The following is a 16,490-nucleotide window of genomic DNA, read 5'->3' on the forward strand; positions in this document are numbered from 1 at the left end:
TTGCAGCTTGCAGCTTAAAGCTCGCCGCTGCTCCGGGACGGAACATGAAAAACTGGCTGGACGAGATCAAATGGGACGCTGATGGCCTGGTGCCGGCGATTGCCCAGGATCACAAGACCGGGCGCGTCCTGATGATGGCCTGGATGAACCGTGAAGCACTGGCGTTGACCGCTGCCGAGAACCGCGCCATTTACTGGTCGCGCTCCCGTGGCAAGCTGTGGCGCAAGGGCGAAGAGTCCGGCCACGTGCAGAAGCTGCACGAAATGCGCCTGGACTGCGACGCCGACGTGATCATCCTGATGGTCGAACAGATCGGCGACATTGCCTGCCATACCGGCCGCCAGAGCTGCTTCTATCGCGTCTTCGAGAACGGCGACTGGACAACCGTCGACCCGGTCCTGAAAGATCCTAATGCCATCTATTCCGCAGGACACAAACATGAGTGACACTCTGACCCGTCTGGCCGCTGTGCTGGAAGAGCGCAAAGGCGCCACTGCCGATAGCTCGTACGTCGCCAGCCTGTACCACAAGGGCTTGAACAAGATTCTGGAAAAAGTCGGCGAAGAGTCGGTCGAAACCATCATCGCCGCCAAGGACGCCGCCATCAGCGGCGACTGCAGCGATGTGATCTATGAAACCGCCGATTTGTGGTTCCACAGCATGGTCATGCTCGCTCAATTGGGGCAGCATCCACAGGCTGTACTCGATGAACTGGACCGTCGCTTCGGTCTGTCCGGACACGCCGAGAAAGCCTCGCGCCCGTCCGCCTGAATAACGATTAGAGAGGAGCAGCAGCATGGGCATTTTTGACTGGAAACACTGGATCGTCATCCTGGTTGTCGTGGTACTGGTGTTCGGCACCAAGAAACTGAAAAACCTCGGCACCGACGTCGGCGAATCGATCAAAGGCTTCCGCAAAGCCATGAACGACGACGAAAAACCGGCTGATCCGACCGCGACGCCGGCCCAACCTGTTCCGCCCGCTCAACCACAGCCCTCTGTCAACCAGCCGCACACCATCGACGTGCAGGCGCAAAAAGTCGAAGAGCCGATCCGCAAAGACGTGTGAGCACTGACTAATGTTTGGTATCAGCTTCTCTGAACTGCTGCTCGTCGGCCTCGTCGCCCTGCTGGTGCTGGGGCCCGAGCGTCTGCCGGGCGCTGCGCGCACCGCCGGCCTGTGGGTCGGGCGTCTGAAGCGCAGCTTCAACGCGATCAAACAGGAAGTTGAACGTGAAATCGGTGCCGACGAGATTCGTCGGCAACTGCACAACGAGCACATCCTGTCGCTTGAGCAGGAGGCGCGGAAGATCTTCACGCCGACCCAGCAGGAGCCGACGCCGGTGGAGCATGTGGGCGAGCAGTCGATCCACACACCCGCGGCTGCCACGCCAACGCCTGCACCAGCCCCCGTTGTCGCGACAACCGAAGCGGCGCCCGTTGTGGCGGCACCTGCGGTTGAACCCGCTGCTCCAGCCGCCGCGCCTGTCGCGCCGGCTCCTCATGACCCAACACTGCCGCCGCGAGCCCCATGAGCGATCTTCCTGAAAACGACCAGCACATGCCGCTGGTTTCGCACCTCACCGAGTTGCGTACCCGCCTGCTGCGCTGCGTAGCGGCGATCTTCGTCATCTTCGCCGGGTTGTTCGCCTTCACCCAGCAGATCTACACCTTCGTCTCGACGCCGCTGCGCGCCTATTTGCCAGCAGGCGCGACGATGATCGCCACCGATGTGTCGTCGCCATTCCTGACGCCGCTGAAACTGACGATGATGGTGTCGCTGTTCCTGGCGATCCCGGTGATCCTGCACCAGATCTGGGGCTTCATCGCGCCGGGCCTGTACAAGCACGAGAAGCGCATTGCCGTGCCCTTGCTGATCTCCAGCATCATGCTCTTCTACACCGGCATGGCGTTCGCCTATTACCTGGTGTTTCCGCTGATCTTCAAATTCTTCGCCGCCGCCACGCCGGCCGGCGTGGAAATGATGACCGACATCACCAGCTACCTCGACTTCGTCATGACGCTGTTCTTCGCCTTCGGTGTCGCGTTCGAGATTCCGGTGGCCGTGGTGCTGCTGGTCTGGATCGGCGTGGTCGACGTCAAATACCTGAAGAAAATCCGCCCGTACGTGATCATCGGCTGCTTCGTGGTCGGCATGATTCTGACGCCGCCGGATATCTTCTCGCAGACCCTGCTGGCCGTACCGATGTGGCTGCTGTTCGAGATCGGCATCCTGTTTGGCAGCCTGGTCAGCAAGCGCGGCGAACATCCGGACGATCAGCCGGCTGACGATCACAACGACCAGCCGCCAGCGACCCAAGCGTGAACCTCCTGCTCCTTGAATCGGCCGACTTCATCGCGGCCGACCGGGTGATCTTGCGTGATCGCCGGTTGACCCACATGCAGGAAGTCCACCGCTGCGAAGTCGGCGACAGCATGCGTGTCGGGCGTATCGACGGGCTGATGGGTTCGGCCGAGGTGCTGCGCCTGGATGCCGATGAAGCGGAATTGCGCGTCACCCTCGACCAGCCACCGCCGGCCAAGCTGCCATTGACCCTGGTGCTGGCCCTGCCACGGCCCAAGATGCTGCGCAGGGTGTTCCAGACCGTGGCGGCCATGGGTGTGCCACGAATCGTGCTGGTCAACAGCTATCGCGTCGAGAAGAGCTTCTGGCAGACCCCGTTCCTGGAGCCTGAAGCGATTCGCGAGCAGTTGATCCTCGGCCTCGAACAGGCCCGGGACAGCGTGCTGCCGCAAGTCGTCATCGAGAAACGCTTCAAGCCGTTCGTCGAAGATCGCCTGCCGGCCATCGTCGAAGGCACCCTTGGCCTCGTCGGCCATCCGGGCCATTACCCGCCCTGCCCGCGCGCGCTGAGCGAACCGGTGACCCTGGCCATCGGTCCGGAGGGTGGCTGGATTCCTTACGAAATCGACTTGTTCGGCAAAGCCGGTTTGCAGCCGGTGCAATTGGGCGAGCGCATCCTGCGGGTTGAGACCGCCGTCACCGCCCTGCTGGCACGACTCTTCTAAACCAGACACTTCCCCCCTGAGCAGGCTCGCCCACAGGCCTTTCATCTGCCACCCGTCGGGCGACGCCTACAGAACCCGGCTCGCCCGCCGATATACCCTCAAAATCAATATGTTGTTTGAGGGAGTTGCAGCATGTACCCATGGCTGGCCGATAAGCTGGGAAACGTAGGCGTTAATCGCAAATTGGGCATCGGCTTCGGTCTTGTCTTGCTGCTGACGCTGCTGACCACGGTCACCGGCTGGACCGGCCTGAGCGACGTGACGAGCCGCGGCGATAAGCTGGCATTCATTTCCGAAATCAACGACCTGACCAAAGACCTGCGCGTTGCGCGCCTTAACTATGAAATGCAGCATGGCGAACAAGGCACGGGCGCCGTCAACGAGCAGTTGGTCAAGCTCGACACCAGCCTGCAATCCGCCCGCAAGATGATCGATCAGCCTGCCGACGCGGCCATGATCGAACAGCAACTGGCCGCCGTCGGCCAGTACAAGCAAGCCTTCGCCGCCATGATCCAGGCCGGTACCAGTCGTGAAGACGCCCGCAGCAAACTCGGCGCCACGGCAGACAACGCGGCGGCTCGCGTGGCCGAAGTGGAAAAATCGATGCTGCAGGGCGACAGCCTCAGCGCCTTCAACAGCGTGATCAACCTGAGCAAACTGCTTCAGCAAGCACGCTTCCAGGTTCGCGGCTACACCTACAGCGGCAAGACCGAGGCCGAGCAGCCCGCACTGGATGCCATTGACAGCACGCTGAAGTACCTCGAAAACCTGCCATCCACACTGCCGGAACAACACACCGCCAATCTGCAGCAGGCCGCCGAATCCCTCAAAGCCTACCGCGCGGCGGTCAGACAGTTCCGTGATGCCCAGGTCGCTAGCGTCGACGCGCTCCAACGCATGGCGGCGCAAGGTCAGATCCTGATCGACGTCAGCAAGAAGCTCACCATTTCGCAAACGATCGTGCGTGACACCGATGTCGCCCACGCCAAGAACACGTTGCTGTTGGCCACCGCACTGGCGCTCGCCTTTGGCCTGTTTGCCGCGTGGTCGATCACCCGGCAGATCGTGATCCCGCTGGGTCAGACCCTCAAAGTGGCCGAGCGCATCGCTGCCGGCGACCTGACTCACAACCTGACCTCCAAACGCCAGGACGAATTGGGCCAGTTGCAACGTGCCATTCAGAGCATGACCCTGGGCCTTCGCGAACTGATCGGCGGCATCAGTGATGGTGTCACGCAAATCGCCAGCGCCGCCGAACAGTTGTCGGCGGTCACCGAGCAGACCAGCGCCGGGGTCAATAGCCAGAAAGTCGAAACCGACCAGGTGGCGACCGCCATGAATGAAATGACCGCCACGGTGCAGGAAGTCGCGCGCAACGCCGAAGAAGCCTCCGAGGCCGCTGTCGCTGCCGACCAGCAGGCCCGTGAAGGCGACAAGGTGGTGGCTGAAGCGATCGCACAGATCGAGCGCCTGGCCCTGGAAGTCAGTCACTCCACCGAGGCCATGGGCGAGCTCAAGTGTGAAAGCGACAAGATCGGCAGCGTCCTCGACGTGATCAAGTCCGTGGCCCAGCAAACCAACCTGCTGGCGCTGAACGCAGCGATCGAAGCGGCGCGCGCGGGTGAGGCCGGGCGCGGTTTTGCCGTGGTCGCCGACGAAGTCCGCAGCCTGGCCCAGCGCACCCAGAAATCCACCGAAGAGATCGAAGAACTGATCGTCGGCCTGCAGAGCGGCACCCAGCAAGTGGCGACCATCATGGACAACAGCCGCAGCCTGACCGACAGCAGCGTCGAACTGACCCGCCGCGCCGGTGGCTCACTGGAAAGCATCACCCGCACCGTGTCGGCGATCCAGGCGATGAACCAGCAGATTGCCGCCGCTGCCGAGCAGCAGAGCGCCGTGGCGGAAGAGATCAACCGCAGCGTGCTGAACGTGAGGGATGTGTCGGATCAGACGTCAGCGGCGAGCGAAGAAACGGCGGCGTCCAGCGCTGAGCTGGCGCGGCTGGGGACTCATCTGCAGATGCTGGTGGGGCGGTTCCGGGTTTGAGGTGATTCATTTGCCTCAGCTCGCTTAGAACCGAGGTGATGCAATCGCCAGCAGGCTGGCTCCCACAGTGGATTTTTGGTGTCCACACCAAACCCTGTGGGAGCTAGCCTGCTAGCGATGAGCGGCCCCCCAGGCCGTTGCTTTTAAAGGACCTGCCGCAAAAACGCCTGCGCCCGCGGATCCTTCGGTGCATTGAAGAACTCCGCCGGTGAGGCGTCTTCGAGCAATTTGCCGTGATCGAAGAACAGCACCCGGTCCGCCACTTCCCGGGCGAAGCCCATTTCGTGGGTGACGCAAACCATGGTCATGCCTTCCACGGCCAGGTTTTTCATCACGTCCAGCACTTCACCGACCATCTCCGGATCCAGCGCCGACGTCGGCTCGTCGAACAGCATGACCTTCGGCTCCATCGCCAGCGCCCGGGCAATCGCCACGCGCTGCTGCTGGCCGCCGGACAGGCGCGAGGGGAACTCATTGGCCTTCTGCGCAATACCGACCTTTTCCAGCAACGCCATGGCCTTGGCCTCGCGCTCTTTCTTGCCACGCTTGCGCACGACCTTCTGCGCCAGGCAGAGGTTTTCCAGCACGGTCATGTGTGGGAACAGGTTGAAATGCTGAAACACCATGCCGACTTCGCGACGATAGGCATTCACATCGGTTTTCGGGTCGGCCAGTTGCACACCGTCAATGCTCACCGAACCCGAATCGAATTCTTCCAGGCCATTGAGGCAGCGCAGAAAGGTCGACTTGCCGGAACCGGAGGGGCCGATCACCACTAACACTTCGCCCTTGGCGACGGTTGTGCTGACGTTATCCACCGCGCGCACCACCTGGCCACGGGTGTCGAAGACTTTTACCAGATCGCGGACTTCAATCACTTTGCGCGAGCCTCCGCTCAAGCCGGCTGGCGATTTTCGACAGCGGCAGGTTGATCAACAGGTACAGGCCGGCGACGCAGAACAGGATTTCGAACGGCGAAAACGAGGTGGTGATGACTTCGCGACCGCTTTTCAGCAGCTCGGTAATCGCGATCACCGACACCAGCGAAGTGTCCTTGACCAGGCTGATGAACTGCCCGGCCAGGGGCGGCAGCACGCGTTTGAACGCTTGCGGCAACACCACGTGACGCATCGACTGGCCGGCACTCAAGCCCAGCGAACGCGCGGCTTCGTTCTGGCCACGGGCGATCGACTGCACGCCGGAACGGATGATTTCCGCCACATAGGCACCCGTGAACAGCGACAGCGCGGCGATCCCGGCGAACTCCCGGGACAGGTTCATCACCGTACCGATGAAGAAGTAGAAAATAAAAATCTGTACCAGCAACGGCGTACCGCGGACCAGTTCGACGTAAAGGGTCGAGAGGTCACGCAGGGTCGGGTTGTTCGACAGCCGGCACAGACCGGTGGCGAGACCGATCAACAGGCCAAGCACACCGGACACCACCGACAGCCACAGGGTGGTCCAGAGGCCCCACAGCAACGGTCCTGCGGCCCAATGACGGGTCACGCCGATGACATCGCCTTCGGCCACATCATCGCCCTGGGCGACTTGCAGGCTGTTGTCATCGACGATCAGGCGTTGCTCGTCGCCCGCATCGTTGCGCAGGGTCACTTCAGCCTTGTCGCCCTTGCGCACCAGTTCGCTGACGGTGGAGATGTCGGCGGCGCGCTGGGACTCTTCGGCGTGGTAGGCAAAGTATTGCGGAACGCGGTTCCAGCGCCATTCGTAGGACATCAGCGAGGTGGCGTAATACAACGCACCAGCCAGGCCGATCAGCACCAGCACGGTCAATACGTGCCAGGGCCATTGGGCTTTTTTCTGTTTCATCTATTTTGCAAGTTCCGAATTCTGTGTCGCATGGCAGGCCGCAATCGCGAGCAAGCTCGCTCCCACAGGGGTTGTGCCGGGCACAAAACCTGGGTTCAACCGGATCAACCGAGGGAGCGAGCTTGCTCGCGATTGCAGCGACGCGGTCTACGTGACCGAGTGTTACTCCATGTCCTTGAGCCACTCGGTGCTCTTGAACCACTTGTCATGGATACGATCGTAGGTGCCGTCTTCGTGGATCTGGTGCAGGAAGTTGTTGATGAAGTTGATGCTGTCGTAATCACCCTTCTTCAGACCAAACGCCAGGGGCTCGTAAGTGAACGGCTTGTCGAGGAACACCAGTTTGCCGTTGCCGACCTTGTTCACCGCGACCACGTTGTAAGGCGCGTCGTAGATGAAGGCATCCGCCTTGCCGTTGACCACGTCGAGCACGGCTTCCTGCTCGTTGTCGTAGCCATGGTATTTGGCTTTGGCGATCAACTTTTTGGCGACCAATTCGCCCGTCGTGCCGAGTTTGGAAGTGATGCGGTAGTCGGCGGTGTTCAGGTCTTTGTAGGACGTGATGGTGCCCTCCAGCTCCTTGCGGATCAGCAACGTCTGGCCGACCACGATGAAGGGTTCGCTGAAGTTCAGGCGCAGGTTACGTTCCTGGGTCAGGGTCATGCCGCTGCCGATCATGTCGAACTTGTCGGTAAGCAGGGCCGGGATGATGCCGTCGTAACCGGTGGACACCAGCTCCAGCTTGACGCCCATCGCCTTGGACATGGCTTTGAGGAGGTCGACTTCAAAACCGATGATCTCGCCACGCTTGTTGGTCATTTCGAATGGCATGTAGGTCGGGTCCATGCCGACTTTCAAGGTGCCGCGTTTGACCGCGTCATCGATGGCACCGGCCTGTGCCGCGTTGACTGCAACCAATGCCGTGACGCCGACCAGCAGCATCGACAGATACTTCTTCATCTTCAAGCCCCCAAAACCATTGCATTTGCGGCGCCAAATCGACAGTTTTCGAATAAAAACAGACAGATACGGACACGAAACGGTCCGGGCGCACCCATTCGGGGACGGATGCTAACGCACTCACTCGATTGCACAAGGGTTTAGGCAGGATTTGTTGCCTGATGCTGGTGGCCCCATCACTGGCGAACGATCATAAAAAAACCCGCTTTCGCGGGTTTTTTCATCAGGCCAACTGTGGCTGAACGCTCACGGGCTTGAGCGGCAGCAGCGGTGCATGGGGGTCGGCCATGACCGACTTGCGCCACGCGCCCAGCCACTCCTGGTGACCTTCGCTCCAGACCTGCTCATGCAGGCGAGCCAATGCCACCGGGTCGCTCAACAGTTGCACGCGCTCATTGTTGGTCAGCCCTTCAGGCCCGACTTTCATCGCATGCCGTACCCGCTCGACGCGCAGCCACTCGATCGGTTCCGCCTCACGGTGACGGGAGGTCGCCAGCGAGCACGCCAGGGCGTTCTGCTGAGGATCGACCACCGCACGGATGAAGCCGTCGTTCAGTGCATGCCAGCGGTTTTCGTGGGTGTACTGGTCAGTGGCCAGCAACGCCTGCGGCGGATTGTATTCCTCGGGGATCAGGAACAGGCTCTCGTCACGGGACTTGAGGCCCAGGCCGACACGACTGGAAATCACCGATACCGGGATCGACAGCATCAACGAACCGACAATCGGCACCAGCCACCAGAGGAAGCTCGGGTTCAGCCAGATCACCAGCAAGGCCCAGAAGAAGCCGAGCAAGGTTTGCGGACCGTGGCGTTTGACCGCTTCGCTCCATGGCGTGGAGTCGTCGTCACGCTGCGGCGAGTTCCAGGTCGCGGCCCAGCCGAGGAACGCGGCGAGGACGAAACGGGTGTGGAAAATCATCCGCACCGGCGCCAGCAGCATGGAGAACAGCATCTCCAGCAACATGGACAGGGTCACCTTGAACTTGCCACCGAACTCTTTCGCGCCCTTGGCCCAGATCAGGATGATGCTCAACAGTTTCGGCAGGAACAGCAGCACGATGGTGGTCGAGAACAGCGCAATGGCCTTGTCCGGGTGCCATTGTGGCCACAGCGGATAGAGCTGGCGCGGTTCGAGGAAGTATTGCGGCTCCATCAACGTGTTGACCGCCAGCAGCGCGGTCGACAGCACGAGGAAGAAGAACCACAACGGTGCCGACAGGTAAGACATCACGCCCGTGAGGAACACCGCACGGTGCACCGGGTGCATGCCCTTGACCAGGAACAGGCGGAAGTTCATCAGGTTGCCGTGGCACCAGCGACGGTCACGCTTGAGTTCGTCCAGCAGGTTCGGCGGCAGCTCTTCGTAACTGCCAGGCAAGTCGTAGGCAATCCACACGCCCCAGCCGGCACGGCGCATCAACGCGGCTTCGACGAAGTCGTGGGACAGAATCGCACCGGAAAACGCGCCTTTACCGGGCAACGGCGCCAAGGCGCAGTGGTCGATAAACGGCTTCATGCGGATGATCGCGTTGTGGCCCCAGTAGTGGGATTCGCCCAACTGCCAGAAGTGCAAGCCGGCGGTGAACAGCGGGCCGTACACACGGGTGGCGAACTGCTGCATGCGCGCATACAGGGTGTCCATGCCCGACGCACGCGGCGCGGTCTGGATGATCCCGGCGTCCGGCGTGGCTTCCATCAAGCGCACCAGACTGGTCAGGCACTCACCGCTCATCACCGAGTCGGCGTCGAGTACGACCATGTATTTGTAGTCACCGCCCCAACGACGGCAGAAGTCGTCGAGGTTACCGCTCTTGCGCTTGACGCGACGACGACGGCGGCGATAGAAGATCTTGCCGAAGCCACCGGCCTCGCGGCAGACGTCCAGCCAGGCCTGTTGTTCGGCAACGCAGATGTCGGCGTCGTTACTGTCGCTGAGGACGAAGAAGTCGAAGCGATCCAGGTCGCCCGTGGCCGCGACCGACTCGAAGGTCGCGCGCAGACCGGCAAATACCCGAGGCACGTCTTCGTTGCAGATCGGCATCACCAATGCAGTGCGCGCGTCTTTCGGAATCGGCTCATTGCCGGCGCTGGCGCCGGAAATGCGGTACTTGTCGTGACCGGTGAGCAACTCCAGGAAGCCCATCAGTGCCGTCCAGAAACCGGCGGAAACCCAGCAGAACAGAATTCCGAACAGGATCAGGATGCTGGTCTGCAACGCATACGGCAGCACTTGCGTGGCGGTTTGCAGCAGCGGTTGGTGCAGGACTTCTTCGAGGTCGACGAACGACCAGCCCTGGTACGGCATGATGCCTTTCATGTACCAGCCAGCCACGATGGTCTGGCCCAGCATCAGCAGCAACAGAATGTAGCGACGGATCGAACCCACAGTGCGCCAGCGCGCAGCCGGCAGCACACGCTCATCTTTTGGCGGCGCGGGTGGATTGGTGCGGCCGGTCAACCGGCGCCAGCCACGCACCAGGATATTGGTGCGCCATGGCTCCGGCACGACTTTGGTCCGACGGATCGGCGGGGTCGCCTTAAGGCAGACCCGACCGTTGGCGTCGAGCACCAGCATTTCGGCGTCCTGCAACTCTTCGGCGGTACTCAGGGTCAGGCGCTTGCCGACCGAGGCCTGGGCGGCATCGGTCGGGGCGTCGAACGCCTGGGACGACAGGCGTTCGTGCAGTTCGCTGAAAGACTGGCAGCCCGCGAGTTCCGCGCGCTGCTGGTCGGTCATCGGCAGGTGCGCCAGGTACTCGGACAGAGTCTCTGGCTGTACGTGTGAATTACTCATCGGCAGGCAACTGATAGCTCCAGGTCTCGGTCAGGACTTCTTCAGTCGATGCCGATTCCGGTGTGGCTGGGGCCGCATCGGCAGCGACAGGCTGCTTGGCGTCTTTATTGGCCTTGTCCTTGGCTTCTGCAACCGGCTTGGCGTCACCCTGTTTGGCCTCGGCCTGCTTGGCTTCCTTGTCCGCTTTCTCCTGTTGTTTGGCGGCGACCTTGTCGGCCTTGGCCACGGAGGAGCTGGAGGCCGGAATCGAAGTCTTGGCCAGGTCGGCAGGCGTGACGTTCTGAACCAGCGCCGCACGCATCTCGGTGGACTTGCTCGGGTCCTTGATCTTCATGCGCAGGGTCAGGCGCCAGCCCTTGGTTTCAGGGTTGTAACGCACGCTGTTTTCCACCAGCTCGGCGTTGTCGCCAACGCTCACCTGGCTGCGAACGTCGGTATTCTCTGGCAGTGCCGCCAGGGACGGGCCTTCGAAGTCCACCAGGTAGGCGACGCTACCGTCCGGCTGACGAATCAGGTTGGACTGTTTCACGTCACCGGTGGAGCGCAGGGTCTGCTTGACCCAGGCGCTGTCCGGAGCGTGGATGGACGCTTCGTCCATGGTCCAGTGCATACGATATGCGACATCGAGCGGCTGGCCAGGTTCCGGCAGTTTTTCCGGGCTCCAGAAGGCCACGATATTGTCGTTGGTTTCGTCGGCGGTCGGAATCTCTACCAGATCGACGGAGCCCTTGCCCCAATCGCCTTTCGGTTCGATCCAGGCACTTGGGCGCTTGTCGTAGCGGTCGTCGAGGTCTTCGTAGTGGCTGAAGTCACGACCACGTTGCAGCAGCCCGAAACCGCGCGGGTTTTCGACCGAGAAGTTGCTCACGGCCAGGTGTTTCGGGTTGTTCAGCGGACGCCAGATCCACTCGCCGTTACCGGCGTGGATCGACAGACCGCTGGAATCATGCAATTCGCGACGGTAGTTCAGCACTTTCGACGGCTGGTTGGCGCCGAACAGGTACATGCTCGTCAGCGGCGCAACGCCAAGCTTGGCGACTTTGTCACGCAGGAACATCTGCGCCTTGACGTCGACGATGGTGTCGCTGCCCGGACGCAGGATCAGGCGATAGGCACCGGTCGCCCGTGGCGAATCCAGCAACGCGAAGATCACCAGGTGCTTGTCGCCCGGTTTGGGCTGTTGAATCCAGAATTCGCGAAAACGCGGGAATTCTTCGCCGGACGGCAGCGCGGTATCGATCGCCATGCCGCGAGCGGACAAGCCATAGACGTGGCCCTTGCCGACAACGCGGAAATAACTCGCGCCGAGCATGGTCATGATTTCGTCTTGCTTGTCAGCCTTGTTGACCGGGTACAGCACACGGAATCCGGCGTAGCCCAGTTGTTCGGTGGCTTTTGGATCGAATTTCACGTCGCCGAAGTCGAAGCGACTTGGGTCGTATTTGATCTCTTCGACGTTGTTCGCCGTGATTTCGTTGATTTTCACCGGCGTATCGAAGTGCATGCCCTGGTGATAGAACGACAGCTTGAACGGGGTTTTCTGGTCCGCCCATTCGGCTTTTTCCGTCAGAAAACGAATTTTCTGATAGTCCGCGAATTTCATCTCGCGGAATTCGTTCGGCAGGTTACTGCGCGGCGCTTCGTATTTTTGCCCGGCCAATTCTTTTGCCTTGGCCGAGACATCATCCAGATTGAAAGCCCAAAGCTGGCCGGCGCTGAGCAAGGTGAGCAGAGCAGAGCCCGCTACCAGAGCGCTACGAAACCGTTTGGCAGACAATTTTGGTGCGTTACAGGGACTAACAATCACGAGCAACCCTCGCCGAAAACAGATCAAAAAACCAACGGCCAGTTAAAGGGTATGTACGGAATCCGGTACGAAAAAACCGGCCTTACAGACCACTCTTGCCAAGTTGGCGAGCATTGTTCCGACTCCGATGGGGCTAAATGATTCCCCAAACGGTTCAGGACAAGTCTCTACCTAAGTCAAAATGGACCAACGAACGCTGATCCCCGTAGCGCGCGATTATCTAGTAGCCCGCGTTACAACGCATCAGGGGTAACAAAGTATTTATCGGGAAAAACCCCTGTTTTCAGTCGAAAACGGCGCAAAACAGGGTTTCAAGCGGTTTTACGTCTGTAACAGGAAGGTTACCGGGCCATCATTGACCAGGTGCACCTGCATATCCGCGCCGAATCTACCTGATGCCACAGTGCCATGCACCTGTTTCGCTTTGCCTAATAGATAGTCGAAAAGCTCCTCGCCCAGGGCCGGAGGGGCCGCGGTCGAGAAACTCGGGCGCAACCCGCTCTTGGTGTCGGCGGCCAGGGTGAACTGCGAGACCAGCAGCAACCCGCCGCCCACGTCCGCCAGGGACAGGTTCATCTTGCCCTCGGCGTCACTGAACACTCGATAGTTAAGCAGCTTATTGAGAAGTTTGTCGGCGCTGGCCCGAGTGTCTTCGGGCTCGACGGCTACCAGCACCAGCAAACCCTGGTCGATTGCTCCGACCACCTCGCCCGCCACCTCGACCCGCGCGCCACGCACGCGCTGCAGCAGCCCCTTCATGCTTCTTCAGGAGCCAGGTCGAGCAGGCGCCGGGCCATCTGATCAGCGGCACGCACCAAGGCGTCGGTAATCCCCGGTTCAGCGGCGGCATGACCGGCGTCACGGATAATTTGCAGCTCGCTGTTCGGCCAGGCCTGGTGCAGTTCCCAGGCGTTATCCAGCGGGCAAATCACGTCATAACGACCGTGGACGATCACGCCGGGCAAATGGGCGATTTTGCCCATGTCGCGAATCAACTGGTTCGGCTCGAGGAATGCGTTGTTGGTGAAGTAGTGGCACTCGATACGGGCGATCGACAGTGCACGCTGCGGTTCGGAGAAACGATCGACCAACAGCGGATTGGGACGCAGGGTCGCGGTCCGGCCTTCCCAGGTGGACCAGGCCTTGGCCGCATGCATCTGAGCGATTTGATCGTTGCCGGTCAGGCGCTTGTGGAAAGCCGTGAGCAAGTCGTGGCGCTCGTCCAGCGGGATCGGCGCAATGTAGTCCTGCCAGTAATCGGGGAACAGACGACTGGCACCGGCCTGGTAGAACCACTCGATTTCCTGCGGCCGGCAGAGAAAAATCCCGCGCACGATCAGACCGTGCACACGTTCCGGGTGGGTTTGCGCGTAGGCCAGCGCCAGGGTCGAACCCCAGGAGCCACCGAACAGCACCCATTTCTCAATGCCCAGGTGTTTGCGAATCCGCTCAAGGTCGGCGACCAGATCCCAGGTGGTGTTGTTTTCCAGGCTGGCGTGGGGGGTGGAACGACCACAACCGCGCTGATCGAAGGTAACAATGCGATACAGATTTGGATCGAAGTAGCAGCGACTCTGGGCGTCACACCCGGCGCCGGGGCCGCCGTGGATGAACACGACCGGCAACCCTTCCGGTGAACCGCTTTCGTCGACGTAGAGCGTATGGGTTTCATCGACAGCCAGATCATGCCGGGCGTAGGGTTTGATCTGCGGGTACAAAGTCTGCATTGCGCGCTCCGTAAGGGGTCTGGGTCATCCCTGGGGGGACTTCAATTATTCTGCCGTTGGGCATCATAAACCCGAATTACGCCAATGAGCATGCCCTTGCAGAGTCAGAGTCTGGGCGCCAGATAACCGAGCAGGTTTTCATAGAGCCTGTCGACCTCGGCAACCTGTCCCCGCGCCCGGAGGCAACCGTGTACCAGGCCCTCGCCGTAATACAACGTCGCTGCTACGCCGGCAGCATTAAGTCGCTCGGCATACAGCACACCGTCATCGCGCAGCGGATCGAATTGCGCCACCGCGATGAAGGCCGGCGGCAATCGGCGAAGATCTGCGGCGAGCAACGGCATCGCATAGGGCCCAGGCTGCGGGGAGCCCCGCAGGTACAAGGCGTGGTAACAATCCACATCACTGCTGCTCAGCAACGGAGCATCGATGCACTCACTGCGCGAAGCCAGATGTTGATCGCCACCCAGTCCGGGATAGATCAGCACTTGCGCGGCCGGCACGGGCTCACCCGCGTCACGCAATGCCAGGCACAGTGTAGCGGCCAGATTGCCACCGGCGCTGTCACCGGCCACCAGCGTGCGTTGGGGGTCGAGACGGAAAGGCCCGCTTCGCAACCCGCGCCAGGCCTTCAGACAATCATCGAACGCCGCCGGAAACGGATGCTCCGGCGCGAGCCGGTAATCGACCGCAATCACCAGCACGCCCAGGGTCGACGCCAGTTCGGCACAAATGAAGTCGTGGGAGTCCAGGCCCCCTACGACCCAACCGCCGCCATGCAGATAGACGATGCACGGCGCACCACCGGTCGGCGGCGAAACCGGCGGTTGATAGGACCGCACCGGGACGCCGGACAATTCAAAGTCCACCACGTAGAGGCCGGCGGGACGTGGCGGGGTGAACGCCCTGCACATCTCGCTGTAGGCCTGGCGCAATCCGGCGAGGCTGCTGTCAGTGCTGTTGAAACTGACGGTTTTCTCGACGAAAGCCGTCATCTGTTCGGAAAGCGGATAAGGCGCCATGAGACTGCTGCCCGTTCAGGGAGGGGGAATGTATACCCCTGTAGGAGCGAGCCTGCTCGCGATAATGGCCAACGATAACGCGGTAAGCCTGATACCCCGCGGGGTTCTCGGGTTTATCGCGAGCGAGCTCGCTCCTACAGGGTTTGGGTGTCAGTTTTTCAGACTGGCCTGCACCGCCGCCACGCCATCCTTGCCGTCAAAACTGCTGACACCTGCCAGCCAGCGCTGAAGGTCTTCCGGGTGTTCACGCAGCCATTTTCTGGCAACGTCCTGCGCCGTCTGGCGTTCCATGATCGGCACCATCAACTGGCTTTCCTGGGCGGCGGTGAAGGTCAGGTTCTCCAGCAGCCGATTGACGTTCGGGCAGCGCTCGGCGTAATCCGGGGCGGTCACGGTGGAAACGGTCGCCGCCCCTTCGTTCGGCCCGTAGACGTCTTCGCTGCCGGTCAGGTACGCGATTTTCATGTTGATGTTCATCGGGTGCGGGGTCCAGCCGACGAACACCACGAACTCCTTGCGATTCACCGCCCGTTGCACGGCAGCGAGCATGCCGGCCTCTCCGGACTCGATCAGTTTGAAGTCCTTGAGGCCAAAGTGATTGGTCTCGATCATGGTTTTGATCGTGGTGTTGGCGCCACTGCCCGGTTCGATGCCATAGATCTTGCCCCCGAGCTGATCCTTGAACCTGGCGATATCGGCAAAGGTTTTCAAACCGGCGGCCGCGACATAGTCAGGCACCGCGAGCGTTGCCTGGGCATCGGCCAGGCTTGGTTTGTCCAGGACCTTCACTTGATTGGCGGCCAGGAACGGCGCGATGTTTTTGTCCATCGCCGGTTTCCAGTAACCGAGGAAAATATCCAGGCGTTTGTCGCGAATGCCGGCGAAGATGATTTGCTGCACGGCGCTGGTTTGCTTGCTTTCATAGCCGAGGCCGTTGAGCAATACATCGGCCATGCCGCTGGTGGCGATCACGTCGGTCCAGTTGACCACGCCCATGCGCACGGCTTTGCAGGAAGCGTCATCAGCCGCCAGGGCGCTGGTGCTCAGCAGAGCGGTGCCGCAGAGGATTGAGAGACAGCGGGTGAACAGTCTTTTCATCAGAATGATCTCGTGCGGCAGCGGATTGTTATGGGTTCGGTGTCTTTGTGCACCGTGGCCAGAACATTACGCAGCAGACGAGGGGTAAAAGCGAACTGTGGCGACCGTGTTTTGCACGGTGGCGACTAGCAGGCTGGCCTGTAGGAGCGAGCTTGATCCGGGCGGCGTTCCGA

At 61.0% G+C, this 16,490-nt stretch carries 16 protein-coding genes and 1 pseudogene; 8 read left to right on the forward strand and 9 right to left on the reverse strand.

Features of this window, described 5'->3' with window-relative positions:
- Positions 1 to 44: 44 nt before the first annotated feature.
- From hisI to BLV61_RS32100, 8 genes and pseudogenes are all read left to right on the forward strand, one after another.
- Positions 45 to 446, forward strand: coding sequence for a phosphoribosyl-AMP cyclohydrolase (hisI, locus tag BLV61_RS13480; RefSeq protein ID WP_047536428.1), 402 nt, complete (start codon positions 45 to 47; stop codon positions 444 to 446).
- Positions 439 to 771, forward strand: coding sequence for a phosphoribosyl-ATP diphosphatase (locus BLV61_RS13485; protein ID WP_047536426.1), 333 nt, complete (start codon positions 439 to 441; stop codon positions 769 to 771). Before hisI ends, BLV61_RS13485 begins: the two co-directional genes overlap by 8 nt.
- A 25-nt stretch (positions 772 to 796) precedes the next feature.
- Positions 797 to 1,069 (forward strand): twin-arginine translocase TatA/TatE family subunit, encoded by a 273-nt coding sequence (locus tag BLV61_RS13490; RefSeq protein WP_047536424.1) that lies wholly within the window; start codon positions 797 to 799, stop codon positions 1,067 to 1,069.
- A gap of 10 nt (positions 1,070 to 1,079) precedes the next feature.
- Positions 1,080 to 1,535, forward strand: coding sequence for a Sec-independent protein translocase protein TatB (tatB, locus tag BLV61_RS13495; protein ID WP_090465671.1), 456 nt, complete (start codon positions 1,080 to 1,082; stop codon positions 1,533 to 1,535).
- Entirely contained in the window at positions 1,532 to 2,326 is a 795-nt protein-coding gene (gene tatC, locus BLV61_RS13500; RefSeq protein WP_047536420.1) for a twin-arginine translocase subunit TatC, read from the forward strand. The genes tatB and tatC overlap by 4 nt, the downstream gene beginning before the upstream one ends.
- Entirely contained in the window at positions 2,323 to 3,030 is a 708-nt protein-coding gene (locus tag BLV61_RS13505; protein WP_047536419.1) for a 16S rRNA (uracil(1498)-N(3))-methyltransferase, read from the forward strand. Before tatC ends, BLV61_RS13505 begins: the two co-directional genes overlap by 4 nt.
- Before the next feature lie 132 nt (positions 3,031 to 3,162).
- Positions 3,163 to 4,221 (forward strand): annotated as a pseudogene (locus tag BLV61_RS32095) (methyl-accepting chemotaxis protein); the annotation flags it as partial.
- Positions 4,222 to 4,365: 144 nt separating this feature from the next.
- Positions 4,366 to 5,079, forward strand: a complete 714-nt coding sequence (locus BLV61_RS32100; RefSeq protein ID WP_425272122.1) for a methyl-accepting chemotaxis protein — start codon at positions 4,366 to 4,368, stop codon at positions 5,077 to 5,079.
- 143 nt (positions 5,080 to 5,222) lie between these two features.
- Here the strand turns inward: BLV61_RS32100 and BLV61_RS13515 are convergent, their stop codons facing one another.
- From BLV61_RS13515 to BLV61_RS13560, 9 genes are all read right to left on the reverse strand, one after another.
- The gene (locus tag BLV61_RS13515; protein ID WP_090465678.1) at positions 5,223 to 5,957 is read right to left on the reverse strand and encodes an amino acid ABC transporter ATP-binding protein; all 735 of its coding nucleotides are present in this window, start codon (positions 5,955 to 5,957) and stop codon (positions 5,223 to 5,225) included.
- The gene (locus BLV61_RS13520) at positions 5,950 to 6,909 is read right to left on the reverse strand and encodes an amino acid ABC transporter permease (protein ID WP_090465681.1); all 960 of its coding nucleotides are present in this window, start codon (positions 6,907 to 6,909) and stop codon (positions 5,950 to 5,952) included. Before BLV61_RS13520 ends, BLV61_RS13515 begins: the two co-directional genes overlap by 8 nt.
- Positions 6,910 to 7,071: 162 nt before the next feature.
- Entirely contained in the window at positions 7,072 to 7,869 is a 798-nt protein-coding gene (locus tag BLV61_RS13525; RefSeq protein ID WP_047536412.1) for a transporter substrate-binding domain-containing protein, read from the reverse strand.
- A 223-nt stretch (positions 7,870 to 8,092) separates the two neighbouring features.
- A complete protein-coding gene (mdoH, locus tag BLV61_RS13530; protein ID WP_047536410.1) occupies positions 8,093 to 10,663 on the reverse strand; it encodes a glucans biosynthesis glucosyltransferase MdoH in 2,571 nt (856 codons plus the stop codon).
- Positions 10,656 to 12,470 (reverse strand): glucan biosynthesis protein G, encoded by a 1,815-nt coding sequence (locus BLV61_RS13535; protein WP_090469897.1) that lies wholly within the window; start codon positions 12,468 to 12,470, stop codon positions 10,656 to 10,658. The genes mdoH and BLV61_RS13535 overlap by 8 nt, the downstream gene beginning before the upstream one ends.
- A 321-nt stretch (positions 12,471 to 12,791) precedes the next feature.
- The gene (dtd, locus tag BLV61_RS13540; RefSeq protein WP_059181779.1) at positions 12,792 to 13,229 is read right to left on the reverse strand and encodes a D-aminoacyl-tRNA deacylase; all 438 of its coding nucleotides are present in this window, start codon (positions 13,227 to 13,229) and stop codon (positions 12,792 to 12,794) included.
- Entirely contained in the window at positions 13,226 to 14,197 is a 972-nt protein-coding gene (pip, locus tag BLV61_RS13545; RefSeq protein ID WP_047536406.1) for a prolyl aminopeptidase, read from the reverse strand. Before pip ends, dtd begins: the two co-directional genes overlap by 4 nt.
- A gap of 104 nt (positions 14,198 to 14,301) precedes the next feature.
- Entirely contained in the window at positions 14,302 to 15,219 is a 918-nt protein-coding gene (locus tag BLV61_RS13550; RefSeq protein ID WP_090465684.1) for an alpha/beta hydrolase, read from the reverse strand.
- A 150-nt stretch (positions 15,220 to 15,369) separates the two neighbouring features.
- Complete coding sequence (locus BLV61_RS13560; RefSeq protein ID WP_047536402.1) at positions 15,370 to 16,317, reverse strand: choline ABC transporter substrate-binding protein; 948 nt, start codon at positions 16,315 to 16,317, stop codon at positions 15,370 to 15,372.
- Between the last annotated feature and the right edge of the window lie 173 nt (positions 16,318 to 16,490).

Source organism: Pseudomonas mohnii, from assembly GCF_900105115.1.
Classification (GTDB): Bacteria; Pseudomonadota; Gammaproteobacteria; order Pseudomonadales; family Pseudomonadaceae; genus Aquipseudomonas; species Aquipseudomonas mohnii.

Bases quoted from the DNA above. Each gene is read 5' to 3' on its own strand.
- BLV61_RS32100 (WP_425272122.1), top strand. From the start codon at position 4,366: ATGAATGAAATGACCGCCACGGTGCAGGAAGTCGCGCGCAACGCCGAA.
- mdoH (WP_047536410.1), bottom strand. From the start codon at position 10,663: ATGAGTAATTCACACGTACAGCCAGAGACTCTGTCCGAGTACCTGGCG.
- tatC (WP_047536420.1), top strand. From the start codon at position 1,532: ATGAGCGATCTTCCTGAAAACGACCAGCACATGCCGCTGGTTTCGCAC.
- dtd (WP_059181779.1), bottom strand. From the start codon at position 13,229: ATGAAGGGGCTGCTGCAGCGCGTGCGTGGCGCGCGGGTCGAGGTGGCG.
- BLV61_RS13520 (WP_090465681.1), bottom strand. From the start codon at position 6,909: ATGAAACAGAAAAAAGCCCAATGGCCCTGGCACGTATTGACCGTGCTG.
- pip (WP_047536406.1), bottom strand. From the start codon at position 14,197: ATGCAGACTTTGTACCCGCAGATCAAACCCTACGCCCGGCATGATCTG.
- BLV61_RS13550 (WP_090465684.1), bottom strand. From the start codon at position 15,219: ATGGCGCCTTATCCGCTTTCCGAACAGATGACGGCTTTCGTCGAGAAA.
- hisI (WP_047536428.1), top strand. From the start codon at position 45: ATGAAAAACTGGCTGGACGAGATCAAATGGGACGCTGATGGCCTGGTG.
- BLV61_RS13560 (WP_047536402.1), bottom strand. From the start codon at position 16,317: ATGAAAAGACTGTTCACCCGCTGTCTCTCAATCCTCTGCGGCACCGCT.
- BLV61_RS13485 (WP_047536426.1), top strand. From the start codon at position 439: ATGAGTGACACTCTGACCCGTCTGGCCGCTGTGCTGGAAGAGCGCAAA.
- BLV61_RS13525 (WP_047536412.1), bottom strand. From the start codon at position 7,869: ATGAAGAAGTATCTGTCGATGCTGCTGGTCGGCGTCACGGCATTGGTT.
- tatB (WP_090465671.1), top strand. From the start codon at position 1,080: ATGTTTGGTATCAGCTTCTCTGAACTGCTGCTCGTCGGCCTCGTCGCC.
- BLV61_RS13490 (WP_047536424.1), top strand. From the start codon at position 797: ATGGGCATTTTTGACTGGAAACACTGGATCGTCATCCTGGTTGTCGTG.